The sequence below is a fragment of the Colwellia sp. BRX8-5 genome (genome assembly GCF_014077325.1).
Taxonomy (GTDB): domain Bacteria; phylum Pseudomonadota; class Gammaproteobacteria; order Enterobacterales; family Alteromonadaceae; genus Colwellia_A.
This window is the reverse complement of record NZ_JACGVR010000016.1, coordinates 44,197-70,418: the sequence shown is the minus strand read 5'-3', so window position 1 is coordinate 70,418 and position 26,222 is coordinate 44,197. Positions and strand designations below refer to the sequence as shown.

Genomic DNA, 26,222 nt, shown 5'->3' with positions numbered 1-26,222 from the left:
GAATGAGACCTCAATAACACATTGTTATTGAGGTTTTTTTTTAAATGCATGTTGCTTTTTAAATTAGATGATTTACAAAATAAGGTGTTAATTACTGATTATTTGCTGTCCAGCGGTTAATTATTTTAGCAATTTCGCCGCTTTGTTTTAATTTTGTAATGGCTTTATTAATAAGATTAAGGGTTTCAATAGTGCAGGATTCACGGCTTAACATAATATGAATATTATCTTGGTATATTTTTAATGAGTGCATCTCAAACTCATCTTGCAAAAAATATTTTTCAGAGAACACTTTCATCGTTACAGGGTCGACCAAAAATCCGTCGATGTGACCTTTTAGCAATAGTGCTACATTTTGCTCTAGGTCGATAACGTTATTAATATGGCTTTGAAAGTCTTTGGTTGTAATAAGTTTTTGAAATTCCTCACCATAAAAATATCCCCCTTCAACACCAATCATATAATTAGAATTAGCCAGATCACCTAATGTCTCGAGCTTAATTTTATCAGCCATGCCTTTTTTGACAAAAAGATTAACTTTCTCAAGACGATAAGGTAGAGAAAAATAGGCGTTTTCTTCTCGTTCAAGCGTATAGGATGCACCCATCGCCATATCCATTTTTCCTGTTTTTATGTATTGTAAATGTCTTTTCCAAGGCAGTTCAGTGAAGGTTACCTTGAAATTAGTTTCTTTAATAATCGCATTGAAAATATCGAAATCTAAACCAACAAGTTCTTGTTTTTTATTGTGGTATTGATAGGGATACCATAACTCCCAACCAACCGCATAATCTCTTGAAGGAGCAGTGTGAGCAGGACTATTTACAATCAATAATAGAACTAAGAGTATATATTTTTTCATTCTCTTTCTTCCATGCATCAGCTAATTAATGAATCGAGATCCTGATATTACGGTAACTTTATTTGCCTAGAAGTGGATTGTAGACAAATTTATATCATCATACTGCACTATCAATGGTACCAACAGCAACAATTTGTTACATCTACATTGACATAAGCTTAATTTAAAAGCAAAAAGTGCAGTTGCTGTCGATAAAAATAAATTAATATTGGCGTTGAAACTATTAATTATCCGCTAGATAAACAGTAATACGGCTAGATTTAGCTGGCCCTGTTGTTGTTCGCTGCTTAACAGCGAACGCGTCTAATTTATTATTGCTAAAGTCAATTTAGCTGATTCTCATCGCCGTTTCCGTGGCGTTATAACGCCTTGTTATTTGATACTTTCCTATCAGTTACATAAATTGATGATGTTGCACTTGCAATATCTCCGGTTTGCACTAATCTATCATTAACGATTAGTTTAACGATACTTGGAGATAGTTATGGTGTTAGTCGAGCCACTTACTGGCGATGAAAATGAAGACATTACTGAGCTTGCCCGTTTCTTTAATGAAACGTTAGGTTTTTGTCCGAATAGTGTACTGACCATGCAACGGCGCCCAGCTATAGCTAAGGCTTTTATTAGTTTAAATATTGCTGTAATGGCAAATGAAGGTAGAGTAACCGCTGAACAAAAACGTTTGGTGGGTTATATAACCAGTGCTAATACAGGTTGTCGCTATTGCGAGGCACATACAATTTTAGCGGCAGAGCGCTATGGTGGGACTGACCAAAGGTTAGCTGATATTTGGTCTTTTCGAACAAGTGATAACTACAGTAAAGCGGAGAAAGCAGCGTTTGAATTTGCGCTTGCGGCTTCAAGTGTACCCAATGCTGTTGACGATAGTATATCTGGCGAACTACATAAATACTGGGATAACGGTGAAATTATTGAAATTCTTAGCGTTATATCTTTATTTGGCTTTTTAAATCGTTGGAATGACTCTATGGGGACAACCATGGAAACAGGGGCTGTTGATGCAGGTAATCGACTATTGAACGAGTCAACATGGACTCAAGGTAAGCATACTTAAGGTTATTGGTGAAAACCAATAGTGATTTTCTATTGGTTTTCTATTAGGAAATGTCCCAAGCGACGGGTGTTTATCTTATGTTTTTGTCGTTGTAACTGTCTTTTTCTATGGGAACTTTGTACTTGCCGTCTAATTTTATTGTTCATTTTGACTCTCTTTGAAGTTATCTACTTACTTAGTATTGCTTAACTATGTTTCACTTTGATGACAACGTAAAAGTTATTGAGTGAAACAACAGCTAACTTCACATTAACACAGATTATCAACTTAAGTTATTCTATTATAGCGATGGCTTGCGTTTCCAACGGTTCAGGAAGAACATATTCTCTTGATTTATTATCCATCCAAGTCAAGGTATCGTAGTAACGTCTGATGTTTTCAACATAATTTACCGCTTCATCACCACGGGCATAACCGTATCGAGTTGGCTTGTAATATTTTTTTTGTTTAAGTAATGGTAAGCGATCTTTAACCTCTACCCAGCGGTCGGGATCGCCACCTTGTTTTTCTGTTATTTTTCGTGCGTCATTTAAATGGCCTAAACCAATATTATATGAGGCAAGTGCAAACCATAAACGATCGGGGAAAGGTACTCTATCGGGCATTCTATCGATCATTTGTTTAAAGTATTTAGCGCCACCACGAATACTTTGTTCAGCATCTAAGCGACTTTTAATACCCATTTGCTTAGCCGTTGGCAAAGTTAACATCATCATACCACGCACACCCGTATACGAGCGGGCGTGAGGTTCCCAATGAGATTCTTGATAACTAATCGCGGCCAATAATCGCCAGTCAATCTCTTGGCTATACTTTTCAAAGAGCGGTTGGTATTGAGGCAGTTTACCTTCAACCGCTTTAATAAACATTCGGGTATCAACATAATTAAACTCTTCAACATGACCATAATATTTGTCATTAAGTGCTAATAATGTACCGTCGTGATGTACTTTGCCAAAAAATTCAACAAGACTGGCATAGATTGATTGGTCATTATTTTTTCTAACTGCCCAAGCCAAAGGTTGTGGTTTTTTTATGGTAAAGCCAATGCTGATTTCAGGATAATAGCGGCGATTAACTGCTAGGGTATTGCTGTCGATAATGGTGTAGTCAATTTCTTCTGATAATACTTTCAGTAATAATTCTTCGCTATCGAATTCATCACTGATTTGCCAAGTTAACTCACGATGGCTATTTTTTAATTGAATAAGATTTTCTTCATGGCTTGAATGCGCCATGATCAATAAATTCCCCGTTAAATCTTCTATGTCACGAGGTCGAATGCCGCCCTGTTTAAAAACGAGTTTTTGGCTGATATCATCATAACTAGGAGAAAAATTATATTTTTGACGTCTTTTATCGGTCACAGCTAAGCCTGCTGCTAATATATCGACTTGGCCGCTGTCTAATTTATCAAAAAGTTCTTCAAGGCTATAGCTAGGCACTACTTTTAATTCAACACCTAATGAGTCTGCATAATTTTTTACCAGCTCATATTCAAAACCTGCAGCGTCTTCAGCTTCTAGATAATAACTGGTTAAGCCATAAATAGTACCGACCTTAATATAGCCACGCTCAATTATTCGCTGCAAACTGGCATTATCTTCTGTTGGCTGACAGCCGAATAGCAAAAAAGTACTCAAGAAGAATATGCTTACAAACTTGCTGATTTTTTTAACTATTTTAAAATTTATCTTAATCATATAAGGTCATTGTGGCGTGATTCCAGCTTTATTCAAAGCACTTTTTATCAATTATCAAGATTAACTGTTTAAGTTAATCTTTTAACGCTTATCAAAACCCTTTATATAAACTATAATATGCGCGATTTTTCTTCCATTATTTTAACTGCGAAAACGCAACTAAAATAAAACTAAACTGGTGATTACGTTTATGACGATGTTGATGAAAACCCTTCGCGGCGCTCCTGCTCTTTCAGACTTTCGAGTTAAAAAGTTATTGGCTCAATGCGCTGAATTAGAACTTCCTGTGACAGATATTTATGCTGAATTCACACACTTTGCACATATTTCAGCTGATCTTAGCGACGAAGAGTTTCAAGTTTTACAGCAACTTCTTAAGTATGGACCAAACATTGAAGAACATGAACCTGTTGGTCAATTTTTATTGGTTACTCCGCGTCCGGGTACTATTTCTCCTTGGTCTTCAAAATCAACAGATATTGCTCATAATTGTGGTCTAGCGAAAGTTAACCGTTTAGAACGAGGTATTGCTTATTATATTACCAGCAAACCTTTGGATGCAAAGCAGCAGGCTCAACTCAATCATTTAATTTCAGATCGAATGATGGAAACGGTCTTTACTGAGATGTCAGCAACGACTGCGCTTTTTGCGACGGCTGAACCTAGTGAATTAACCGTTATAGATATTGAAAATGGTGGTAAAAACGCATTAATGGCTGCTAACGTCGAATTAGGCTTAGCGCTAGCAGAAGATGAAGTAAATTATTTATTCGAAAACTTTACCAAGTTAGGTAGAAACCCACACGACATCGAACTCTACATGTTTGCTCAAGCAAACTCTGAACATTGTCGTCATAAAATATTCAATGCTGACTGGACTATTGATGGTGTTAAACAGCCGAAGTCGCTGTTTAAAATGATCCGTAATACCCATGAAATAAACCCTGACTTTGTCTTAAGTGCCTATAAAGATAATGCTGCCGTTATGGTTGGTAATAAAGGTGGTCGTTTCTTCCCTAATCCAGCAACCAACGTTTATAGTTATCATCACGAAGACATTCAAATTTTAATGAAAGTTGAAACGCATAATCACCCAACAGCTATTTCTCCTTACCCTGGAGCAGCAACAGGCTCAGGTGGTGAAATTCGTGATGAAGGCGCGACAGGTATTGGTTCCAAGCCCAAAGCAGGTTTAGTGGGCTTTTCAGTATCAAATTTACGCATTCCTAATTTTGTTCAACCCTGGGAAACTGATTTTGGTAAACCAGATCGTATCGTTTCAGCATTAGACATTATGTTGGAAGGTCCTTTAGGCGGAGCGGCATTTAATAATGAATTTGGCCGTCCAGCTATTTTAGGTTATTTCCGTACTTACGAAGAAGAAGTTAACTCGTTTAATGGCTCAGAGGTTCGTGGTTACCATAAACCCATCATGCTAGCCGGTGGTTTGGGTAATATTCGTGACGAACACGTACAAAAACGTGAAATTATTGTTGGTGCTCACTTAATCGCACTTGGTGGTCCGGCAATGAATATCGGTTTAGGTGGCGGAGCAGCATCATCAATGGCTTCTGGCCAATCAGCCGAGAACCTCGACTTTGCTTCTGTGCAACGTGAAAATCCTGAAATGGAACGTCGTTGCCAAGAAGTTATCGATAAGTGTTGGCAGCTTGGCGAAGACAACCCTATCGCTTTTATTCATGATGTTGGCGCAGGTGGTTTATCTAATGCATTCCCTGAATTAGTGTCTGATGGCGGTCGTGGCGGTGTTTTTGAACTGCGTAATGTTCCTAATGATGAACGCAGCATGGCTCCTCATGAAATCTGGTGTAACGAATCTCAAGAACGTTATGTTATTGCAGTATCAGACAAGAATTTAGCAACGTTTGAACAAATATGTCTTCGTGAACGCGCACCATTCTCAGTGGTAGGGCGTGCAACCGAAGAGGAACACTTAACGGTTACTGATGCACATTTTTCTGGTAATGCTAAATGCGATACCCCGATTGATTTGCCGCTTGAAGTCTTATTAGGCAAAACGCCTAAAATATTTAAAGATGTCGCCACAGCTAAAGCAGCGGGTGATGTGTTCTCTTTAACGGATATTACCTTAGCGGATGCCGCGGACCGCATATTGTCATTACCGACAGTTGCAGAAAAAACGTTCCTGATCACCATTGGCGATCGCTCGGTAACAGGTATGGTTAATCGTGATCAAATGGTTGGCCCTTGGCAAGTACCTGTCGCCGATTGTGGTGTAACCGCCTCTGCGCTTGACTCTTACCATGGCGAAGCGATGTCTTTGGGTGAACGTACACCTGTCGCATTATTAAACTTTGGCGCTTCTGCTCGTTTAGCGGTCGCTGAATCACTAACTAATATTGCCGGTACAGATATCGGTGATTTAAACCGTATTAAATTGTCTGCTAACTGGATGTCACCCGCAGGTCACCCAGGTGAAGATGCTGGTTTATACGAAGCGGTTAAAGCCATCGGCGAAGAACTTTGTCCTGCACTTGGCTTAACTATTCCGGTTGGCAAAGACTCAATGTCAATGAAAACCAAATGGGAAGATAACGGCGAAGAAAAATCAGTCACTTCACCTATGTCATTAATCATTACTGCTTTTGGTGTTGTTGAAGATATTCGAAAAACAGTCACCCCTGAGTTAAGAATAGATCAAGGCGAGACTCGAATTTTAGCTATTGATTTATCAAAAGGTAAAAAGCGCTTAGGTGGCTCATGTTTAGCACAGGTTTATAAGCACTTGGGTAATGAAACCCCCGATGTAGATTGTCCTGAAACCTTAAAAGGCTTCTTTAATGCTATGCAAACCTTGGTTCGTGATGAAAAGCTTATTGCTTATCACGACATTTCTGATGGTGGTTTATTCACAACTGTCGTTGAAATGGCTTTTGCTGGTCACACCGGTGTTGATATTGATTTAACAAAATTAAGCTCAGTTTCAGGTAATGACATTGACGTATTGTTTAATGAAGAGCTCGGCGCTGTTATTCAAATTCGTGAAAGCGATGTTGCAGCGATTGATGCTATTTTAGCGGCTCATGGAATTTTAGATTGTTGTACTGATATCGGCCGAATTAATAACGAAGATACGCTTCGCTTTAGCCGTGATGGCAAGGTAGTACTTGAAAATTCTCGTACTTACTATCGTACCGTCTGGGCACAAACCACCTACAGAATGCAGTCACTGCGTGATAACCCTGAATGTGCTCAACAAGAACATGATGTTAAGTACGATACCGAAGACCCAGGTTTACATGCTGAGCTTACTTTTGATATTAATGAGGATATTGTTGCTAAGTTAATTGCACAAGATTCATTGCAGGGCACTAACCCTAAAATTGCGATATTGCGTGAGCAGGGCGTTAACTCTCATGTTGAAATGGCGGCCGCTTTTGACCGTGCTGGTTTTGTTGCCATTGACGTGCATATGTCTGATATTTTATCAGGGCGTGCCGATTTAGCTGACTTTAACGGTTTAGTCGCTTGTGGTGGTTTCTCTTACGGCGATGTATTAGGTGCTGGCGAAGGTTGGGCAAAATCTATCTTGTTTAACAAAGATGCTAAAGCCATGTTCAAAGCCTTTTTCGAACGCCAAGATACTTTTACTTTAGGTGTTTGTAATGGTTGTCAGATGTTATCTAACCTGAAAGAAATTATTCCAGGTTCAGCAGCGTGGCCACATTTTGTACAAAACAAATCTGAACGTTTTGAAGCACGTTTCTCATTAGTTGAAATTCAAGAAAGCCCTTCAGTATTATTTAAAGGCATGTCAGGTTCTCGTATGCCGATTGCTGTTTCTCATGGTGAAGGTCATGCAGAATTTAGTTCTGAACAAGCCATTGGCGCAGCCAATGATTCTGGCACGGTTTCAATGCGTTATGTTGATAACTATGGTCAAGTTACTGAAACTTACCCAGCTAACCCGAACGGCTCGCCAGACGGTATTACCGCCCTAACCACAACAGACGGCCGTGTTACTATTATGATGCCACACCCTGAGCGTGTTTTTAGAACGGTTGCAAACTCATGGCACCCAGATGAATGGCAAGAAGACTCACCTTGGGTACGCATGTTCCGTAATGCGCGTGCTTTTATTGGTTAATTTTTTTGAGTGTGTCTAGTTAAAAATAAAGCACTTAACCATTTAATGCCGTTCACTTAAGGTGAACGGTATTTTTTTTGTCTAAAATTATTTTAATCAGAAAATTATTTATAGGGTTGTTTTAATAAGAAAATAATTTTTGCTCAGTGGTGTGGTTTATTTGCATGGTTATTAGATTGCTTTAATGCTAACAAGTCACAATGTAAGTTATTTAAAACATAATCAAGCGTGTGACCTTTAATTCTAGATAACCATCCTTGGTGTTCCCCATATCCCATAACCACAACATTCGCATTATATTTATTTGCTAAAGATGGAATAATATCATCGGCTAATCCTTCCTCAACGTGTAAATTTTCACCTTTAAAATGATAGGGTTTAACGAATGATGTTAGATGATCTAAATGATTTTTAGATTGTTTCATTGACTTCATTGGCTGAAAGGAAACACTGCAACTTTCTAAATAACAATTAAACAAATGAATATCACTCATTAATAGTTTTGCTAAATCAGATGATTTTTCAATAATTTCATTATTAAATGTTTTATGCGTTACGGTATTTTCCTCTGTTTCAATAGCCGCTAGTACATTGCCATTATTTAACCATTGATGGTCACCAACGAATAAAACTGACGTATCTGAAACACGTAATAAATGCGTATACTCTGCTTGTTCAAATGTCCAAAGGTGTGGTGCTTTTTTTAGGTTTTCTGCTACCACCAAGTCATACTGATTTTCCTTTAGTTGCTTTTTTAGCGTGATAAATTGATCGCGATCCTCGCGTATTTTATAGTTAATAGAAATACCTTCTTGTTTGGCAAGATGAATTAAGCTATTAATTTTTTCTTCATTATCTAACTCAGTCGTTGTTTTATGATTAAGCCAGCGTTGATAGCGAGAAGGTTTTTCTTTTGTTGCTAAAACAGTGACGCGAGCGTGATTATTTTTAGCCAAAAGTATCGATTTTTTTAGTGAAATTAAATCGCTCGTTCTAGGTTTAACTAGCGTTAATATATTTGAGAAGCTATCCATGGAAGTGTCTCCAGTTACTTTAAAAGCAAATAATTAAATATAGTTTATTTATGAAAATAGGTTATGTAGCCACAAGACTTATTTAAACTTAAAAAGGAAGGATTTATAATAAAATAATCATAAAAAGTAGAACATATATACAGATTTTAATTGTTGATTTTAGTTTATTGAAAATATTAGCGTTAATTGTAAAATTAATTATAAAGCGTAATTTTACTTAACTGCTTTGATTTCAATTTATTTAACTTATCGACAATAGTGTAAAAATATAGGTACGGAAAATAGCATGCTGACTATGATTGTTGTTGCACTTGCAATATCTGTACAGTGTTATATCCTGCTAGCTATTGGTATTAAATAAAATGGATAAATCTCGATGCAAGATCATGACTCAAGCCCGCTCACCGATTACATTGAATACCCTGTTGAAGAAATGCGCTTGCGTTCTGAAAACTTCTACTTGGATATAAAGCGTCGCCATAGCATTCGCAATTTTAGCGATCGCCCTGTGCCTAAAGAGATTATAGAAAACTGTATAAAAGCGGCTGCAACGGCGCCAAGTGGTGCTAATCATCAACCTTGGCACTTTGTCGCTGTGCATAGTAGCGATATAAAAAAGAAAATTAGAGAACAGGCTGAATTTCATGAACGAGGCTTTTATGAAGGCCGAGCAGGTGAAGAGTGGCTAGGTGCTTTAAAAGCGCTCGGCACAGATGCTAATAAACCTTACTTAGAAAATGCACCATGGCTTATCGCCATATTCAGCCAAAAGAAAGGTGGCATAAGTTCAACAGAGAAAAACACTAACTATTATGTTCATGAATCTGTTGGGATCGCGACGGGCTTTTTAATTAATGCCTTGCATACCTCTGGTTTAGTGACGCTAACCCATACACCAAAACCTATGTCTTTTTTAAGTAAAGTGTGTGGACGTCCAGAAAATGATCGCGCTTATATGTTACTTATTACCGGCTATCCAAGCGAAGATGCTACTGTGCCTCAGCATGCTTTAGTTAAAAAACCACTGAATGAAATTGCGACTTTTTTGTAGTCCTTATTTTAAAACCCCGAGGTACTCTCATTACTATATCTGCCAGAAATAAAGCGTTTAGACTAACGAAAGAAATAGCTGAACCCTTAGATTTAACCAAGCACTTACCGTTTAGAGTCGCGGTTGTTAGCAATTTACTCGCTTTAAATCGTGACTGGAAAATTCGTGATCTCTGTGATCTAGAACCCAGAGAAATGCGCGTTCTATTAAATATTGGCTCATACATGCCGATTAAATCAGCGGACATTGCTTATCAATCTCGTATTGATTCTTATAATGTTAGTCGTGCAGTAAAAGCATTAGATAAAAAAGGTTTAATCGACATTCGTCGAGATGAAAAAAGTAAAAACATTAAAATTTTAGCCCTAAATGACCAAGGTAAGGCGTTATATCAACAGCTTACTACCGCGATGGAGTTGCGTTCAAAAGAGCTTGAAAGTGTTTTAACCGCTGATGAAACTAGTGCTTTTTATAATACGCTCAGTAAAATTGAAGATAAAGTCGAACAATTACTAGCGAAACAAGCGCTCACTAAAATAGCGCGAGGTGAAGATGCTCCTGGCGATCAAAAAGAATTAATTCGTTGGTACAAAAAAGGGCGAAGTGGTGATGTGGGTTAAATAGCGCTGATGTAAAATTTTTACCCGTTCAACATAAATTTCAGTTTCAGGGAAAGGGGGCACGCCGTTATACCTTTTAACAGCACCTTCGCCTGCGTTATAGGCCGCTGAAACTAACGTAATATTACCACCGTACTTTCTTATCAAACGTGCTAAATGTTTACTGCCTGCGCTAATATTTTGTTTAGCATCGAATGAATTCCTAACGCCTAACGCTTTAGCTGTTGCCGGCATTAACTGCATGAGCCCTTGTGCGCCAGTTTTAGACAAAGCTTGTGGGTCAAAGTGTGATTCGGCATGAATGACCGCAAGAATAAGGGCAGGGTCAATTTTATAAAGCTTTGCCTGTTGATTAATGGTTGATCTGAAATGATCGATAAATAAACGCGTGTTATGCCAGTTAACCATAGCGTTAAGTTTACAGGCAAAGCAACCTATGCTGACCTGTTGATAACTTGAGGTACTAGGGGGAATATCAGAAAAAGAGCTGATGCCTTTTTCTGATTGATATTGGTAAACTCTCACACTATCTTCTGCAATGACATGATGAGTGAAGCACATAAATAGGAACAATAAGCCACAAGATAATTTCAATAAAACGCTCTAGATTGAAGTAACAATAATACTGAGTATAGCGCTTATTTTTGTACTAACTTCGCTTGCTGTTTTAGCGCTTTTTTCTCAGCTCTGCGGCGTTTAAAAAAAGCAGACAGTAATTGGCTACATTCTTCTGCCATTATGCCACAAGACAGCACAATTTGATGATTATGCTTTTCATCAGACAATAAATTAAAGGCACTACCTGCAGCGCCTGTTTTTAAGTCTGGCGTCGCGTACACCACGCGTTTAATTCGGCTATGTACCAATAAACCAGCACACATTGGGCAAGGCTCCAATGTTACATAGAGCGTACAGTCGAGCAGACGGTAGTTTTGTAAAGCTAAGCCAGCTCGGCGTATCGCAACCATTTCAGCGTGGGCTGATGGGTCGTTAAGTGTAATCGACTGATTGTAGCCTTCACTTATCACTTGATTATTAGCGACAACCACAGCACCAACGGGGATTTCGTTAATCGCTTCTGCTTGTTGGGCAAGCTCAAAAGCTCGTTGCATAAACACTTGGTCTAATGCTTGTTGTGCTTCACTATCCATCACTATAAAAACATCTCGAGTAAGTCATTTAAATAGCGATGACCTAATTTACTGACTTGCCAAGTGCCATCATTGTTTTCTTGCATCAATTGTTTTTGTTTAGCGACTTGCAATGTCGGTAAGACAGTTTCAATTGATAAGCCTGTTCTTTGTTGATATTCCGTTAAGCTAAAACGTTCATGTAAGCGCAGTCTGTTCATCATATATTCAAAAGGTAATTCTTGTGCACTGACTTCAACTAAATGATCTAAGTGTGGACGACTCTCGTCTAAGTAACCTTTAGGGTGTTTTACTTTGATGGTACGGAAAATTTTACCATTAAGTGGATCTGTTATTTTGCCATGTGAGCCACAGCCAATGCCCAGATAATCACCAAACTGCCAGTAATTGATATTATGCTGACATTCAAAGCCGGGTTTACTGTAAGCCGATATTTCGTATTGCTGATAACCCGCGGCAGCTAATAAGGCGATACCTTGATCTTGAATATCCCAAAGTACTTCGTCTTCAGGCAACTTAGGCGGGCGAGAATGAAAAGCGGTATTGGGTTCTATTGTTAACTGATACCAAGATAAATGGGTTGGATTCAGTGAAATAGCGGTGGTTAAATCATCAAGGGCGTTAGCAATGTTTTGCTGTGGTAAGCCATGCATCAAGTCAAGATTAAAGGTTTTTATACCACAAGAATAAGCCAACTCGGCTGCTTTTTTTGCTTGGTTACTGTCATGAATTCGACCTAATTTTATTAGTTTGTCAGATTCAAAACTTTGTACACCAATCGATAGTCTTGAAACACCACCATTAAAGAAGCCAATAAACTTTTCAGCTTCAACGGTGCCTGGGTTCGCTTCTAACGTTATTTCAATGTCATCTTTATGTGAGAAGCGCGCAAGGACTTGGGTTAATAAACTTTCAATCGCCTGTGCAGAAAATAAGCTCGGTGTACCACCACCAATAAAAATAGTGTGTAATGGGCGATCACTTAGAGAGAACTTGGCGATATCTGCATCTAAATCATCAATAAGATGTTTTACATACTCTTCTTCTGGAACCGCTGATTTCAAAGCATGTGAGTTAAAATCACAATATGGGCATTTTTCAACACACCAAGGGATATGGATATATAAAGAAAGCGGGGGCGCTTGTAGCATTATTATTTAACACCAAAATGTTGTACAAGCTTAGCAAGTGCTTGGCCGCGGTGACTTAAACTATTTTTTAAATCGCGAGGCAATTGTGCTGAAGTTTGTTGCTGCAGCTCTTGCCAAAAAATAGGATCATAACCAAAACCTTGCTCGCCCAATTTTTCATGGGTAATTGTGCCTTCCCAAACGCCATGACAAATTATCGGCGTTGGATCGTGCTCGTGTTTCATATAAACCAGCACACAATGAAAACGAGCGGTACGTAGTTCATTAGGTATATTCTCTAATGCTTTTAACAGTTTTTCAGTATTGTCACTATCACTAGCGTTTTCACCCGCGTAACGCGCCGAATAAACCCCCGGTGCGCCATTTAATGCATCAACCTCTAAACCTGAGTCGTCAGCGATTGCCGGTAAGCCCGTTATTTTAGCTGCATGACGCGCTTTAATGATGGCATTTTCAACAAAAGTAGTGCCTGTTTCTGCCACTTCACTGACATTAAATTCACTTTGGGGTTTTATTTCAATGTTATGTGCGGCTAATAAATGGCTAAGCTCTTTAACTTTACCTGGGTTGCCTGTGGCTAATACGATGGTTGACATTTTGTACCTTGAGCGTGTAGAAATGAAAAAGTAAAATCAGGTAAAACCTGATTTTATATATTAATTATTTGTATGCAATTAGTGATTAATCAACATAAAATTTCTGTTTGAATTTAAGCTGGTGGGTTTCTTTGCCGTCACTAATGGTGATATCAAAGTAAAAGGTTTCTTCGTTGGTGTAATTAACTTGTGCTAAATAATAAATAGCATCACCTTCTTTTACTTCGTCAAATTCAAGGGTTTTGATTTGACCAATATCATTTCGAGCTGTTCCTTGTATGGTTACTGCTTTAGCTGGCGTCGACGGTTTAGTATCGTCTAAAACCGAAATATTAATTAAACCGTTAAAACGACTACGTTCAATATCATAAGCTTTTGCTACTTTTGGAGTTAAAAATGTGGCATTTATTGCCATATAATGAACTTGCATCGAACCCAATTTTTTCATGTTTTCAGCAAAAACGTTACTGGCTAGGGTCAATGAAACTAAAATAATAAATAAACAGGTTTGAAAGATATTTTTCATAATGTGTTCCTTTTTGTTTTAATGATCCATACATTTAATAAGACAGGTTTTATAGCCAAATTATTACAAAACCTGTTTTATTGTTTCTACGTTATTATAGCATTGCCCAACCTGGAATGGCGCCAGATAGGAAAATATTAATTACGTTTAGTAATAAGAAAGCAATAAGTATAGATAAGTCTAAACCGCCAATGCTGGGTACAATACGTTTTATCGGTTTTAAAAACGGTTCAGTTAACTGCTGGAAAATAGCTTGCGTAGGATTATAACCCTGAACTACCCAACTCATTAATGCCATAACGAGCATTAACATAAATAGCAATACACCGGTTTGTTTAATTAAATAGATAAGACCTAAGTATAGCGCCGAAATAATATTGATATCTCCACCATTAAGTAATGGGATAAGAATAAACTTTAACGCTGCTACGGCAAAAGCTAACAACAATGTTGATACATCAATACCACCAAAACCAGGTATAACGCGGCGAAGCGGAATAACGGCTGGGTTGGTTACTTTTACAATAAACTGGCTTAACGGGTTATAAAAATCAGCACGGACCAATTGTAACCATACACGTAAAACTAACAACATTAATAATGCGTCAAAGGCAAAGCTCAGCAAATAATTAATGGCTTCCATCTACTTCTCCAAAACTTAATAATTAATAAAATTCAAACGGTATTAAACGTTATTTTGCGCCATTTCTTTAGCGCGATGCAATGCACTGTTCATTGCATTTGTTACTATTTTATCCAAACCATCATCTATAAAAGAATTAATAGCAGCATTGGTTGTACCACCTTTTGAGGTGACCTTAGCACGTAATTCGCTGATTGGAATATCGTTGTTGACCACCATTTGCGCAGCACCTAAAGCCGTTTGCTGTACTAATTCACGGCTTTCTTTTGCTGAAAAACCTAACGCTATCGCTTGTTTTTCCATTGCTTCCATAAACAAAAAGAAATAGGCAGGCGCTGAGCCAGAAACCGCGATAATATTGTCAATTTCATCTTCAGTGGCTAACCACTTGATAATACCTACCGAACTCATTAGTTCTTCGGCAACCTGTTTTTGTTGAGTATTAACATTTTCGTCGGCATATAAACCAGTAACACCTAAACCAATCTGTGAGGGGGTATTGGGCATAGTACGAATAATGCCACAAGGTTTGGCTAAGGCTTTTTGCATTTGTGCAACAGTGCAGCCAGCAGCAACGGAAATAAAGCACTTGTTGCTAATATCAATTTCTTGGCTGATTTTTTGGCAAACCTCAGCAATAAAGTGAGGTTTAACACCAAGTACAATAAAATCTGCAAAATTAGCCGCAACGATATTGTCTGCTGTTTCTTTAATACCAAGTTGCTCTTGTAAAGCCAGTCGCTTTTCAGGTGAAGGATTTGATACGATAATATCTTGAGCGGCAAAGCCTGTGTTTACTAAGCCAGAAATAATTGCGCCATTCATGTTACCAGCGCCAATAAAAGCAATTTTTGTCATGAAATACCTATGATAAATAAGAATGTGAATATTTTAACTATTGTAACGAATTATACTTAAAGAAAGTGAAATAGATTGTATCCGAATATAACTATTTATCTTCTCTAGCGCCAAAAATGGCTGAGCCAACTCTGACCATAGTCGAACCTTTGGCAATAGCGTCACTCAAGTCACCTGACATGCCCATCGATAAAGTATCCATACTAGGATGTTCTTTTTTTAATTGCGTATATAGTTGCTGCATTTTTTCAAAACTTTGTTCCGAGGCATTTTTCTCAGGGATAGCCATTAAGCCGCGCAGGGTTAAATGTGGGCAATGCTCAATACAATCAACTAACGCTTTAATATCTTTAACGGCTATGCCAGACTTGCTTTCTTCGCCACTAATATTGACTTGTAAACAAACGTTGAGGGGAGTATCTTGGCTAGACCTATGATCATTAAGGCGTTTTGCTACTTTAATGCGGTCAACACTATGTACCCAAGCAAAGTTATCGGCAATTAATCGTGTTTTGTTTGACTGTATAGGACCAATAAAATGCCAAGTAATGTCGGACAAACTTTGTAATTCTGCTATTTTTTCAACGGCTTCTTGAATATAGTTTTCACCAAATTCTCGTTGGCCCGCTAAATAAGCTTGTTCGATCATGGCACTGGTTTTGGTTTTACTTACCGCGAGTAAGGTCACCTGTGAAGATGGACGTTTTGCTAGCTCGCAAGCATTAAAAATTTGCAGATTTATCTTAGCAAGATTATCTTTAATGGGTGTCATATTGTTTTGTGTCAATTTAGTTTCAACTTACTTTATATTATAAAAAATAATTATTAAGAGGTCTTTTTATGGATATTACCGAATTACTTGCCTTTAGTGTGGAAAATAATGCATCTGATCTACATTTATCTGCAGGCACTCCGCCTTCAATTCGTGTTGACGGTGACGTACGTAAACTCAATATCCCAGCATTTGACGAGAAAGATGTTAATGCTCTGGTCTATGATATTATGAATGATCGTCAACGCAAAGAGTATGAAGAAAATTTAGAAGTCGATTTTTCTTTTGAAGTGCCAAATTTAGCACGTTTTCGTGTCAATGCTTTTAATCAAAATCGTGGCCCTGCAGCGGTATTTCGTACTATTCCAAGCAAAATATTATCCTTAGATGATTTAGGCTGTCCTGATATCTTTCGTGAAATTTCTGATATACCTCGCGGCTTAGTTTTAGTCACGGGCCCAACAGGCTCAGGTAAATCAACCACTTTAGCGGCTATGGTCGATTATATTAATAACAACAAACACGATCATATTCTTACCATTGAAGATCCTATTGAGTTTGTTCACGAAAACAAAAAATGTTTAATAAACCAACGTGAGGTTCATCGCGATACACTAAGTTTTGAAGCTGCTCTGCGCAGTGCTTTACGTGAAGACCCTGATGTTATTCTTGTTGGTGAAATGCGCGACTTAGAAACCATTCGTTTAGCGATGACAGCGGCGGAAACCGGCCACTTAGTTTTTGGTACTTTACATACAACCTCTGCACCAAAAACCATCGACCGTATCATTGATGTTTTCCCCGGTGAAGAGAAATCTATGGTGCGTTCAATGTTGTCAGAATCACTTCGTGCGGTTATTTCACAAACCTTGATTAAAAAAGTGGGTGGGGGTCGTGTTGCCGCTCATGAGATAATGTTAGGTGTTCCTGCAATAAGAAATTTAATTCGTGAAGACAAAATAGCGCAGATGTACAGTGCCATTCAAACCGGTATGTCTCATGGTATGCAAACCATGGATCAGTGCTTGCAAGGTCTAGTGAATAGAGGCCTGATAACTAAACAAGATGCGATGGAAAAAGCAGTTGATAAAAATCAGTTTAGAGGTTTCTAATTTAGAGGTTTCTAAAGCCAGCTCAAACCATGGGTATCTATTGTCTACAAGGTCTAGTGAATAGAGGCTTAATAACTAAGTAAGATGCGATGGAAAAAGCAGTGGATAAAAATCAATTTAGAGACTTTTTAAAGCACGCTAAAATCACTTTAGAGGTTTTTAAAACTAGCTCAAACCCTAGGTGTCTATTACTTCACATTACGGTTTAAAAGATAAGAGAAAGATCAATGAATTTTCATGACTTATTACAAAAGATGGTAAAAGAAGGTGCCTCTGATATGTTTGTTACCGCTAAGCTTGCGGTAAGCGCGAAAGTAAATGGCGAGTTACAAGCAATCGATGATCACCTTTTAACAAGCGATGAATCGTTAGCGCTTGTTCATAACGCAATGAACGATAAACAGAAAAAGCAATTTACTGAAGAGAAAGAATGTAACTTTGCCATTTCAATTGACGACATTGGCCGCTTCCGTATTTCAGCCTTTTGGCAACGCGATATGGCAGGTATGGTTGTCCGACGTATCGTCACAGAAATTCCTGATGCTGACGAACTCGGTTTACCGCCAATCTTAAAAGATGTAGTCATGTCAAAGCGCGGTTTAGTACTTTTTGTTGGTGGCACGGGTACGGGTAAATCAACATCAATGGCTTCATTGATTGGTTATCGTAATAAAAATTCGCGTGGCCATATTCTTACCATTGAAGACCCTGTTGAATTTGTTCATGAACATGCGCGTTGTATGGTAACGCAACGAGAGGTTGGCTTAGACACTGAAAGTTTCGATGCGGCCTTAAAAAGCTCATTACGCCAAGCACCCGATGTTATCTTAATTGGTGAGATCCGTAACCAAGAAACCATGGAACATGCGTTAAGCTTTGCTGAAACCGGGCACTTATGTATCGCAACCTTGCATGCAAATAATGCTAACCAAGCGATTGACCGTATTATGCATTTAGTGCCTGCGGATCAACATGGCAAGTTATTGTTTGATTTAGCGTTAAATTTACGCGGTATTATCGCTCAGCAACTGATCCCTACCTGCGACGGTAACGGGCGTGTTGCGGCGATTGAGATCTTACTTAACTCGCCTTATATCGCTGAACTTATTAAAAAAGGTGATATTGGTAGTATTAAAGAAGTGATGGAAAAGTCTAAAGAACTTGGCATGCAGACCTTTGATGGTGCTTTGTTTGAGTTGTATCAAAAAGGCTCAATAAACTATGCTGATGCATTGCATCATGCTGATTCACCTAATGATTTACGCTTGATGATTAAGTTGCGCAGTAATGAGCAAGGAGGCACCGGTGCATTAAGTGGCGTGACCATTGACGGTTTTGGCCCTAAAGATATTTAGTTAACAGATACTTATGAAACATTGCTAGGTGTTAAGCTAAGTTTCTTGAACAGTGTAACAATAGATAGTCAAACTACTTGACGCATGAGCTTTATGTGGTTTGACTATATTGCTATTTTCTAGTCGTAAAGCGTTTCAAAATAGCTTTCAATAATTAATCTTGCTGACTCAGCATCAATATTATCCTTTTTTAAATTACGATAGCCTCCTGCGGCAAATAAACGTTCTTTGGCATCTGCTGTGGTTAAACGTTCATCTTGAAATTCTACCTTCAGGGCGAATTTATTCGATAAGCGGTTACCAAATTTTTTGGCATCAAGGGTTAATTGTTGCTCACTACCATCCATATTTAAGGGTAATCCCACTACTAAATAGTCAGGTTGCCATTCTTTAATAAATTTTGTTAATTCCATCTCATTAGGAATACCTTCTTTAGCTCTAATCGAGCCTAAAGGAGAGGCACTTCCGGTCATTTCTTGGCCAACAGCAACGCCAATATATTTTTTACCAAAATCAAAACCTAAAACGGTGCGTTGGCCGACATCTTTTGACACTTATTATTCCTCAATGTTGTTAAGCATGGCCAATATCCGTAGATAAATGAGCCATATCAATACCTAGTTTTTCTGTGGCTTTTTTCCAGCGCTGCTCAATCGGTGTATTAAAAACAATATCACCATCGGCAGGGGTTAAAAGCCAGGCGTTAGTTTTTATTTCTTCTTCTAATTGACCAGGCCCCCAACCAGCATAACCTAAGGTAACCATATATTTTTCAGGCGCACCTTCTGTTCCTAACGCCATTAAAATATCTTTAGAGGTGGTGATCATGACCTCTTTACTTAGCGATAACGATTGTTTCCAGCAATCTTGTGGGCTATGTAGAACAAAACCTCGGTCTTGAGAAACAGGACCTCCGGTTAGCACTTGTTGACCTAACTCAGGTGCTTGTTCTTTTTTAGCATCTATCTGGATGAGCAATTCGTTTAAAGTGACGTTAACGGGTAAGTTAATAATAAGACCCATAGCGCCTTCTTCATTGTGCTCACAAATATAAGTTACGGTTTTATTAAAATAGGCATCGTCTAATGCAGGCATTGCAATTAATAGTTGATTTTCTAAGCTTTCCATACCATCACCTTTTACACTTTAAGTTTTAAACAAACTCTATGTATCATTGTTTTTATAGAGGTATGGTGATCGTTTATTTCAAAGGATCACCGCTAGTAGAGACTCATAACTTTAAATGGTAAAAAATATAACTAAAATATTTATACTCTAGGACGAATATTTTCTTCTATTGCATCCATTAATTTTCCACTGATATTAATAGGATATGCAGCTTCAATTTCTCGGATACAGGTGGGACTGGTAACGTTAATTTCGGTAACTTTGTCACCAATAACATCTAACCCAACAAAGTATAGACCACGTTTCTTCAATTCTGGTGCAATAGTTTCAGCAATTAACCTATCGGTAGCACTAAGGGGTCTTGCTTCACCACGGCCACCGGCAGCTAGATTACCACGCGTTTCACCTTGTGCAGGGATACGTGCAAGGCAATAAGGCATAGGTTCACCGTTAACAATAAGAATACGTTTATCACCATCTTTAATTTCAGGCATGAATTCTTGCACCATGGCGTATTGATTACCGTGGTTGGTGAGTGTTTCTAATATAACACCGACATTAGCATCATTTTCTTTTATACGAAAAATTGACGCACCGCCCATGCCATCAAGTGGCTTAATAATAATGTCTTTTTCTTTTTGATGAAATTCACGAATTTTATCATTGTTACGTGTCACTAAGGTACGTGGTGTCAACTCTGCAAACCAAGCGGTGAAAAGTTTTTCGTTACAGTCACGCAAGCTTTGTGGTTTGTTTACAATTAATGTGCCTTCAACTTCTGCACGCTCAAGCATGTAGGTCGCGTAGATAAATTCGGTATCAAAAGGAGGATCTTTACGCATTAAAACCGCGTCAAGTTCTGAAACAGCTATGTCGTTTACTTCGTCTAGTTCATACCAATGTTGAGGATCGTCAAAAACCTTTAATTTTTGTGCTGTGGCACGGCATTGTCCTTGATCAAGGTATAAATCTTTCATTTCCATGTAATAAATTTCGTAACCGCGCTTTTGAGCTTCGAACATCATCGCCATAGATGAATCTTTCTTTACATTGACCTGTGAAATAGGGTCCATTACTACGCCAAGTTTAATTGTCATCTTTATTTCCTAATGTGTTCGTTACTAATTAATATCGCCAAAGCGGCATTGCAATGCGGTAATTGCCGTTAATGCTGCCGTTTCTGTTCTTAATATTCTTGGTCCTAATAAAACATCAACAAAAGAGGCTTGATTGGCTCGTTTAATTTCATCATCACTTAAACCGCCTTCTGGACCAATAAGTAAACGCACTCGCTGATTTGAATCATTGATGTTTTTTTCAGGCAAATTCATTATTGAGTATTGCGCTTTTGGGTGTAAATTTAGTTTTAATGAAGCAGTTTGTTGAGTTAGCCATTCATCTAAATAAACAGCAGGCATAACAATAGGGACCGAACAACGGCCACTTTGTTCACAAGCACTGACCACTATTTTTTGCCATTGGTCTATTTTTTTCTGTAAGCGATCGCCGTTTAGCTTTACTCCGCAACGTTCGGTAAATAGCGGGGTAATGGTGTTAACACCCAGCTCAACCGATTTTTGTAAGGTAAAGTCCATTCGGTCGCCACGTGAAATACCTTGCCCTAAATGAATATTTAATGGTGATTCAACATTTTTTTCGCTGAACGATTTTATAATGACTTGGGCATTTTTTTTACTAACGTCAGTTATTTCAGCTTGATAATCGCCAAGTACACCTTGGTTTAATTCGCCATTAAAAAGGGTTAAATCATCACCACTTTTTAAACGCAGAACTCTTATGGTATGGCCAAAGGCATCTTCACTTAAAGTAATAGTGTCGCCAACAGAAAATGATTGTTGCTGAAAAATTCTAGGATTGCTCATTTTTATTAATATTTTTTATTATCTTATCAAGAAATATAAGGGCGACTTGCTCATATTTCAATTATGATTTTATAAAATAGCGTAAAAACGGCTATTTAAAAAAAGCATAAGGTGTTTTCAATGTTTAAATACATTTTCAGACTGAATTAACTATCATCACATGTAATAATATATTCTTTAGCAATTTATTCTTAATAGTGGTTTTGTCACGTGCTGTTAGCACTAAACGGAGAACATAGATGTTCACAAAATATCAGCAAGCTTTTCAACCTATTTTATTTCGCGTTAGTCTTTTATCAGTGATAACTTTTACAGTGATAAGTTGTGGACAAGTAGAACAAGTTAAAATAGCAGCTCCTGCTCCCGCTGTTTCTGTTTATCAAATAAAGGTCAATGAAATTGGTAGTTACCGTGAATTTGTTGCTCGTTCAGTTGCGTCAAAAGAAGTTGACTTACGCGCTAGGGTTGAAGGTGAGTTAATCGATCGTAACTTTAGTGAAGGCTCTATTGTTGAAAAATCTCAAGTGTTACTTAATATTGATCCCGCGGCTTACCAAGTTTCTTTAGAGTCAGCAAAAGCCGATTTAGCCAGTAAAGTCGCTGGTGCTAATGGTGCTGCAAGAGACTTAAAACGTGGGCGTGAAGTCGCAGGGCAAGGTTATATTTCTCAATCTGATCTCGATAAATTAATAACTAATGATTCACAAGCAAGGGCATCAGTGCAGGTCGCCCAATCAACATTAGAAAACGCTGAGTTGAATTTAAGTTACACCGTTATTAAAGCGCCATTTTCAGGACGTATTGGCAAAGTAAATTATAGTATTGGCACGATTATCAGCCCAAGTAGTAACACACTGGCGACATTAACAGCAACAGATCCTATGTATGTCAGTTTTCAAGTAGAAGAAAGCGAATATGTTTCTTATTTACAAAAACATAAAAACACTCAAAAGCCTGAAGATTTATCGATTGATATTTCCTTACTTTTACCTAATAACACTCAATATAGTGAAAAGGGCCTGTTAACGTTTGCCGGAACAAAAATAGATCAAGGCATGGGAACGGTTGAATTACGCGCAATATTTAATAACCCTGATGGTATTATTGTGCCCGGTTTATTTCTTACTTTAATTATAGAAGGTAAGAAAAAAGAACAAATGGCCTTAGTGCCTCAGGTCGCTGTACAGGAAAGCCAACAAGGAAAATTTGTCCTTGTTGTTGGCGAAGATAATAAAGTTTCACAGCGTCTGGTTACTTTAGGGCGAAGAATTAATGCAATGTGGGTGGTTGAATCAGGTATTAACGCCAACGAGTGGGTTATTGTCGAAGGTTTACAAAAAGTCAGAAATGGTGTTGAAGTTAAACCCGTAGCTAAAAGTATTGATCCATTTACCGGTATTATTTCTGACTTTTTAGCCCAATAAGGGGACTGCTATGATCAGTAAAACGTTTATTCATCGCCCCAAGTTTGCCTTTGTTATTTCAATTGTTATCACCTTAGCAGGCCTCATTGCTATGGGCTTATTACCCGTTAATATGTACCCACAAATAACACCACCACAAGTGCAAATTACTGCGGTGTATCCAGGTGCGAGTGCTCAAGTTGTCGAAGAGTCAGTTATTCGTCCCATTGAAGAAAAAATCAATGGTGTCGAAGATATGATGTACATCGAATCAACCGCTTCAAATAATGGCTCAGCAACCATTACCGTGTTTTTTAAAGTCGGTATCGATGACAATATGGCACAGGTCAATGTGCAAAATCGTGTCGCATTGGCTCAAAGTGCATTGCCTTCAGAAGTAACACGCTTGGGGGTTACGGTTAAGAAAAAGTCTAGCTCGATGTTAATGGCGATCAATTTATTTTCAAAACAAGCTGAAATCGACCAATTGTTTTTAAGTAACTATGCGACTAATTCACTAACTGAACCGTTAGGACGTATCCCTGGCGTTGCTGAAGCCAGTGTGATGGGTGAAATGACTTACAGCATGCGTGCATGGTTAAGACCCGACCGTATGGCATCATTAGGGGTTACCGTTACCGAGGTAAAACAAGCCCTTCAAGAACAAAATTTAATTGTTGCTGCTGGCAAGTTAGGTGCAAGCCCGGCATTGCCTAACCAACAATTTGAGTACTCCATTCAAGCAAGAGGGCGCTTAAAAACGGTTGAAGAGTTCGGGCAAACCATTGTTCGTGCTCGCACAAACGGTAATTTTGTCCGTTTGTCCGATATTGCACGCTTAGAACTAGGATCGCAAAACTATGGTGTTCAAGCACGCTTAAATGGCAACGAAACTGCATTCTTAGTTATTTATCAATTACCTGGTGCAAATGCAACAGAAGTTGCTCGTTTGGTTAAACTGGAAATGGAAAAACTATCAACACGTTTTCCTGCAGGACTTGAATACGCTATCCCTTACGATACCACTGAGTTTATCTTACGCTCTATTGACGAAGTGAAAGTGACTTTATTTCAGGCGATAGTCTTAGTAGTTTTAGTAGTGTTCTTATTTTTACAAAATTGGCGAGCAACACTTATTCCGACCATCGCGATACCTGTGTCATTAATAGGTACTTTTGCCTTTATGTTGGCCATGGACTATTCGATTAACACTATCACTCTTTTTGGCTTAGTGCTGGCGATAGGTATAGTCGTTGACGATGCGATTATCGTTATTGAAAACGTAGAACGAATCCTTAAAGAAGAGCAACTTGAAATAAAAGCCGCTGTCACTAAGGCAATGGAACAAGTCTCAGGTCCTATTATAGCGACTACTTTGGTGTTACTAGCAGTATTTATTCCTGTGGCCTTTATGCCAGGTATTACCGGAGAACTGTACAAACAATTCTCGGTTACTATTTCATTTGCCGTTATCATTTCTTCTGTTAATGCCTTAACACTAAGCCCTGCGCTTTGTACGGTGTTATTAAGTAAAGATAATATGAAGCCAATAAAATGGTTAATCCCCTTTGAACGGGGTATTAAGAAGATGACTGGAGGCTATACCACAGCGGTAAATTTTTTATTAAAACGCGCAGCTCGTGTTGGTTTTATTGTTGGTATTTTATTTATGGCAACTGGTTGGTTAACAACGTCGGTACCTTCGGGGTTTGTGCCAAGTGAAGACCAAGGTTATGTTTTTCTTAATATTCAATTACCAGATGCTGCATCGAGTAATAGAACACAAGCACTTATTGATAAAATAACGCCGATAATAAAAGCTGATCCTGCGGTGACTGATGTGATTACTGTTGCTGGTTTTTCATTATTAGGAGGAGCGGGTTCTAATAATGGTTTAGGCATTATTATGCTAAAAGATTGGGAGGACAGAACTGAACCAGAATTAGCGTTACGTGCTGTTATTCAACGTTTAATGGGGCAACTTTGGACCATACCAGACGCGCAAATCATGATATTTAATCCGCCGCCTATTCCTGGGCTAGGGTCAAGTTCGGGGTTTGAATTTAAATTACAAGATAGTGAAGGCAGAAGCCCAAGTGATTTGGCGCAAGTGATGAATGGTCTTATTTATGAAGCTAATCAGCGTCCTGAATTAAATCAAGTTTTTAGTACTTACCGCGCTAATGTTCCGCAATATTTTTTAGAGGTCGATCGAAATAAAGCCAAAGCCCAAGGTGTCGCTTTGTCTGATATTTTTATTACTTTACAAGCCCAACTTGGCTCAATGTATATTAACGATTTTAGCCAGTTTGGCCGTACTTATAGAGTAACTGTTCAAGCAGAAAAAGAGTTCCGCAAAGACCCGTCTGACTTACGTCACTATTTTGTCCGTAATCAAGAGGGTGAAATGGTGCCATTAACGACACTGGCTAAGTTAGAACCTATTTTAGGACCAACAAGTATCGGACACTTTAATTTATATCGTAGTGCTAACATTACTGGGCAAGCAGCGAGTGGTCATTCATCAGGTGAGGCAATAGCTATTATGGAAGAATTAGCTGGAAACTTACCTCAGGGCTATATTTTCGAATGGGCCGGGCAGTCTAAACAAGAAATTGAGGCAGGTAATTTAGCACCTGTTCTATTTGGCTTAGCATTGTTGTTTGTTTACTTATTTTTAGTGGCGCAATATGAAAGCTGGACCATACCATTCTCGGTTATCGCAGCGGTTCCCTTGGCATTGTTTGGTTCAATGTTAACGCTGTATATCTTGGGCATGGAGAATAACATTTATGCTCAGGTGGGGTTAGTGCTACTCATCGGCTTATCGACTAAAACCGCGATTCTTATTGTTGAATTTGCCATGGAACTTAGAGCCGCAGGTAAAAGTATTATGGAAGCCGCGCTTGATGCCGCAAAATTAAGATTTAGAGCCGTATTAATGACTGCACTCTCTTTTGTGTTAGGTGTAATTCCTTTGGTTATGTCTTCGGGGGCAGGCGCTAGTAGCCGGATATTCTTGGGCGTTACCGTACTATCAGGTATGTTAGCTGCTACTATATTGGGTACTTTACTTGTGCCATATTTCTATATGATTATTCAAAGGTTGCGCGAAAAACTTAAAGGCTCACCGAGTTAACGAGTTTTTATTGAAATACTTTGCCTTTTAA

At 38.4% G+C, this 26,222-nt stretch carries 23 protein-coding genes; 8 read left to right on the top strand and 15 right to left on the bottom strand.

Annotated elements, in window-relative coordinates:
* Positions 1–91 precede the first annotated feature (91 nt).
* Complete coding sequence (locus tag H4J62_RS12115) at positions 92–862, bottom strand: ABC transporter substrate-binding protein (RefSeq protein WP_182213972.1); 771 nt, start codon at positions 860–862, stop codon at positions 92–94.
* A gap of 484 nt (positions 863–1,346) precedes the next feature.
* Between H4J62_RS12115 and H4J62_RS12110 the strand changes: the two genes are divergently transcribed.
* Entirely contained in the window at positions 1,347–1,937 is a 591-nt protein-coding gene (locus tag H4J62_RS12110; RefSeq protein ID WP_182213970.1) for a carboxymuconolactone decarboxylase family protein, read from the top strand.
* Between the two features lie 272 nt (positions 1,938–2,209).
* On the opposite strand, the gene mltF is transcribed toward H4J62_RS12110, so the two are convergent.
* Positions 2,210–3,580: a membrane-bound lytic murein transglycosylase MltF gene (gene mltF, locus H4J62_RS12105; RefSeq protein WP_259364767.1), complete on the bottom strand. Its 1,371-nt coding sequence runs from the start codon at positions 3,578–3,580 to the stop codon at positions 2,210–2,212.
* A gap of 262 nt (positions 3,581–3,842) precedes the next feature.
* Here mltF and purL point away from each other — a divergent pair, with 262 nt between their 5' ends.
* Positions 3,843–7,769 carry a phosphoribosylformylglycinamidine synthase gene (gene purL / locus H4J62_RS12100; RefSeq protein WP_182214132.1) on the top strand — a complete coding sequence of 1,309 codons (3,927 nt, stop codon included), beginning with the start codon at positions 3,843–3,845 and terminating at the stop codon, positions 7,767–7,769.
* A 143-nt stretch (positions 7,770–7,912) separates the two neighbouring features.
* Here purL and H4J62_RS12095 read toward each other — a convergent pair whose 3' ends face one another.
* Positions 7,913–8,803, bottom strand: coding sequence for a universal stress protein (locus H4J62_RS12095; protein ID WP_182213967.1), 891 nt, complete (start codon positions 8,801–8,803; stop codon positions 7,913–7,915).
* Between the two features lie 376 nt (positions 8,804–9,179).
* On the opposite strand from H4J62_RS12095, the gene H4J62_RS12090 reads away from it, so the two are divergent.
* Both H4J62_RS12090 and H4J62_RS12085 read left to right on the top strand, forming a co-directional pair.
* Positions 9,180–9,854, top strand: coding sequence for a nitroreductase family protein (locus H4J62_RS12090; protein ID WP_182213965.1), 675 nt, complete (start codon positions 9,180–9,182; stop codon positions 9,852–9,854).
* A 5-nt stretch (positions 9,855–9,859) separates the two neighbouring features.
* Positions 9,860–10,474, top strand: coding sequence for a MarR family transcriptional regulator (locus H4J62_RS12085; RefSeq protein ID WP_182214130.1), 615 nt, complete (start codon positions 9,860–9,862; stop codon positions 10,472–10,474).
* Here the strand turns inward: H4J62_RS12085 and H4J62_RS12080 are convergent.
* The 8 genes from H4J62_RS12080 to H4J62_RS12045 form a co-directional block, all read right to left on the bottom strand.
* Positions 10,430–11,068 (bottom strand): lytic transglycosylase domain-containing protein, encoded by a 639-nt coding sequence (locus tag H4J62_RS12080; RefSeq protein ID WP_182213963.1) that lies wholly within the window; start codon positions 11,066–11,068, stop codon positions 10,430–10,432. The genes H4J62_RS12085 and H4J62_RS12080 overlap by 45 nt on opposite strands.
* A 44-nt stretch (positions 11,069–11,112) precedes the next feature.
* The gene (tadA, locus tag H4J62_RS12075; RefSeq protein ID WP_182213961.1) at positions 11,113–11,625 is read right to left on the bottom strand and encodes a tRNA adenosine(34) deaminase TadA; all 513 of its coding nucleotides are present in this window, start codon (positions 11,623–11,625) and stop codon (positions 11,113–11,115) included.
* Between the two features lie 2 nt (positions 11,626–11,627).
* Positions 11,628–12,776 (bottom strand): radical SAM family heme chaperone HemW, encoded by a 1,149-nt coding sequence (gene hemW, locus H4J62_RS12070; protein WP_182213959.1) that lies wholly within the window; start codon positions 12,774–12,776, stop codon positions 11,628–11,630.
* Positions 12,777–12,778: 2 nt separating this feature from the next.
* Positions 12,779–13,372: an XTP/dITP diphosphatase gene (locus H4J62_RS12065; RefSeq protein ID WP_182213957.1), complete on the bottom strand. Its 594-nt coding sequence runs from the start codon at positions 13,370–13,372 to the stop codon at positions 12,779–12,781.
* Between the two features lie 85 nt (positions 13,373–13,457).
* Entirely contained in the window at positions 13,458–13,898 is a 441-nt protein-coding gene (locus H4J62_RS12060) for a DUF4426 domain-containing protein (protein WP_259364766.1), read from the bottom strand.
* Between the two features lie 94 nt (positions 13,899–13,992).
* Positions 13,993–14,541 carry a YggT family protein gene (locus H4J62_RS12055; protein WP_070374256.1) on the bottom strand — a complete coding sequence of 183 codons (549 nt, stop codon included), beginning with the start codon at positions 14,539–14,541 and terminating at the stop codon, positions 13,993–13,995.
* A 42-nt stretch (positions 14,542–14,583) separates the two neighbouring features.
* A complete protein-coding gene (gene proC, locus H4J62_RS12050; RefSeq protein WP_070374255.1) occupies positions 14,584–15,399 on the bottom strand; it encodes a pyrroline-5-carboxylate reductase in 816 nt (271 codons plus the stop codon).
* Positions 15,400–15,490: 91 nt separating this feature from the next.
* Positions 15,491–16,171 carry a YggS family pyridoxal phosphate-dependent enzyme gene (locus H4J62_RS12045; protein WP_182214126.1) on the bottom strand — a complete coding sequence of 227 codons (681 nt, stop codon included), beginning with the start codon at positions 16,169–16,171 and terminating at the stop codon, positions 15,491–15,493.
* 68 nt (positions 16,172–16,239) lie between these two features.
* Here H4J62_RS12045 and H4J62_RS12040 point away from each other — a divergent pair, with 68 nt between their 5' ends.
* Positions 16,240–17,283: a type IV pilus twitching motility protein PilT gene (locus tag H4J62_RS12040; RefSeq protein WP_070374253.1), complete on the top strand. Its 1,044-nt coding sequence runs from the start codon at positions 16,240–16,242 to the stop codon at positions 17,281–17,283.
* A 227-nt stretch (positions 17,284–17,510) separates the two neighbouring features.
* Complete coding sequence (locus H4J62_RS12035; RefSeq protein WP_182213955.1) at positions 17,511–18,638, top strand: PilT/PilU family type 4a pilus ATPase; 1,128 nt, start codon at positions 17,511–17,513, stop codon at positions 18,636–18,638.
* A gap of 119 nt (positions 18,639–18,757) precedes the next feature.
* Here H4J62_RS12035 and ruvX read toward each other — a convergent pair whose 3' ends face one another.
* From ruvX to rsmE, 4 genes are all read right to left on the bottom strand, one after another.
* Positions 18,758–19,192, bottom strand: a complete 435-nt coding sequence (ruvX, locus tag H4J62_RS12030; protein WP_070374251.1) for a Holliday junction resolvase RuvX — start codon at positions 19,190–19,192, stop codon at positions 18,758–18,760.
* Between the two features lie 19 nt (positions 19,193–19,211).
* Positions 19,212–19,766, bottom strand: a complete 555-nt coding sequence (locus H4J62_RS12025) for a YqgE/AlgH family protein (RefSeq protein WP_070374250.1) — start codon at positions 19,764–19,766, stop codon at positions 19,212–19,214.
* Positions 19,767–19,906: 140 nt separating this feature from the next.
* Entirely contained in the window at positions 19,907–20,863 is a 957-nt protein-coding gene (gshB, locus tag H4J62_RS12020; RefSeq protein WP_070374249.1) for a glutathione synthase, read from the bottom strand.
* A 24-nt stretch (positions 20,864–20,887) separates the two neighbouring features.
* Positions 20,888–21,649, bottom strand: coding sequence for a 16S rRNA (uracil(1498)-N(3))-methyltransferase (gene rsmE, locus H4J62_RS12015; protein ID WP_182213953.1), 762 nt, complete (start codon positions 21,647–21,649; stop codon positions 20,888–20,890).
* A gap of 239 nt (positions 21,650–21,888) precedes the next feature.
* On the opposite strand from rsmE, the gene H4J62_RS12010 reads away from it, so the two are divergent.
* Together H4J62_RS12010 and H4J62_RS12005 are read left to right on the top strand one after the other, a co-directional pair.
* Complete coding sequence (locus H4J62_RS12010; RefSeq protein WP_182213951.1) at positions 21,889–23,073, top strand: efflux RND transporter periplasmic adaptor subunit; 1,185 nt, start codon at positions 21,889–21,891, stop codon at positions 23,071–23,073.
* Positions 23,074–23,083: 10 nt separating this feature from the next.
* Positions 23,084–26,191 (top strand): efflux RND transporter permease subunit, encoded by a 3,108-nt coding sequence (locus tag H4J62_RS12005; protein WP_182213949.1) that lies wholly within the window; start codon positions 23,084–23,086, stop codon positions 26,189–26,191.
* Positions 26,192–26,222: the final 31 nt, after the last annotated feature.

Bases quoted from the DNA above. Each gene is read 5' to 3' on its own strand.
- H4J62_RS12060 (WP_259364766.1), bottom strand. From the start codon at position 13,898: ATGAAAAATATCTTTCAAACCTGTTTATTTATTATTTTAGTTTCATTG.
- H4J62_RS12005 (WP_182213949.1), top strand. From the start codon at position 23,084: ATGATCAGTAAAACGTTTATTCATCGCCCCAAGTTTGCCTTTGTTATT.
- H4J62_RS12025 (WP_070374250.1), bottom strand. From the start codon at position 19,766: ATGGAAAGCTTAGAAAATCAACTATTAATTGCAATGCCTGCATTAGAC.
- tadA (WP_182213961.1), bottom strand. From the start codon at position 11,625: ATGGATAGTGAAGCACAACAAGCATTAGACCAAGTGTTTATGCAACGA.
- H4J62_RS12055 (WP_070374256.1), bottom strand. From the start codon at position 14,541: ATGGAAGCCATTAATTATTTGCTGAGCTTTGCCTTTGACGCATTATTA.
- H4J62_RS12010 (WP_182213951.1), top strand. From the start codon at position 21,889: ATGTTCACAAAATATCAGCAAGCTTTTCAACCTATTTTATTTCGCGTT.
- hemW (WP_182213959.1), bottom strand. From the start codon at position 12,776: ATGCTACAAGCGCCCCCGCTTTCTTTATATATCCATATCCCTTGGTGT.
- H4J62_RS12115 (WP_182213972.1), bottom strand. From the start codon at position 862: ATGAAAAAATATATACTCTTAGTTCTATTATTGATTGTAAATAGTCCT.
- H4J62_RS12065 (WP_182213957.1), bottom strand. From the start codon at position 13,372: ATGTCAACCATCGTATTAGCCACAGGCAACCCAGGTAAAGTTAAAGAG.
- H4J62_RS12045 (WP_182214126.1), bottom strand. From the start codon at position 16,171: ATGACACCCATTAAAGATAATCTTGCTAAGATAAATCTGCAAATTTTT.
- rsmE (WP_182213953.1), bottom strand. From the start codon at position 21,649: ATGAGCAATCCTAGAATTTTTCAGCAACAATCATTTTCTGTTGGCGAC.
- purL (WP_182214132.1), top strand. From the start codon at position 3,843: ATGAAAACCCTTCGCGGCGCTCCTGCTCTTTCAGACTTTCGAGTTAAA.
- gshB (WP_070374249.1), bottom strand. From the start codon at position 20,863: ATGACAATTAAACTTGGCGTAGTAATGGACCCTATTTCACAGGTCAAT.
- H4J62_RS12095 (WP_182213967.1), bottom strand. From the start codon at position 8,803: ATGGATAGCTTCTCAAATATATTAACGCTAGTTAAACCTAGAACGAGC.
- H4J62_RS12040 (WP_070374253.1), top strand. From the start codon at position 16,240: ATGGATATTACCGAATTACTTGCCTTTAGTGTGGAAAATAATGCATCT.
- H4J62_RS12035 (WP_182213955.1), top strand. From the start codon at position 17,511: ATGAATTTTCATGACTTATTACAAAAGATGGTAAAAGAAGGTGCCTCT.
- H4J62_RS12110 (WP_182213970.1), top strand. From the start codon at position 1,347: ATGGTGTTAGTCGAGCCACTTACTGGCGATGAAAATGAAGACATTACT.
- H4J62_RS12090 (WP_182213965.1), top strand. From the start codon at position 9,180: ATGCAAGATCATGACTCAAGCCCGCTCACCGATTACATTGAATACCCT.
- proC (WP_070374255.1), bottom strand. From the start codon at position 15,399: ATGACAAAAATTGCTTTTATTGGCGCTGGTAACATGAATGGCGCAATT.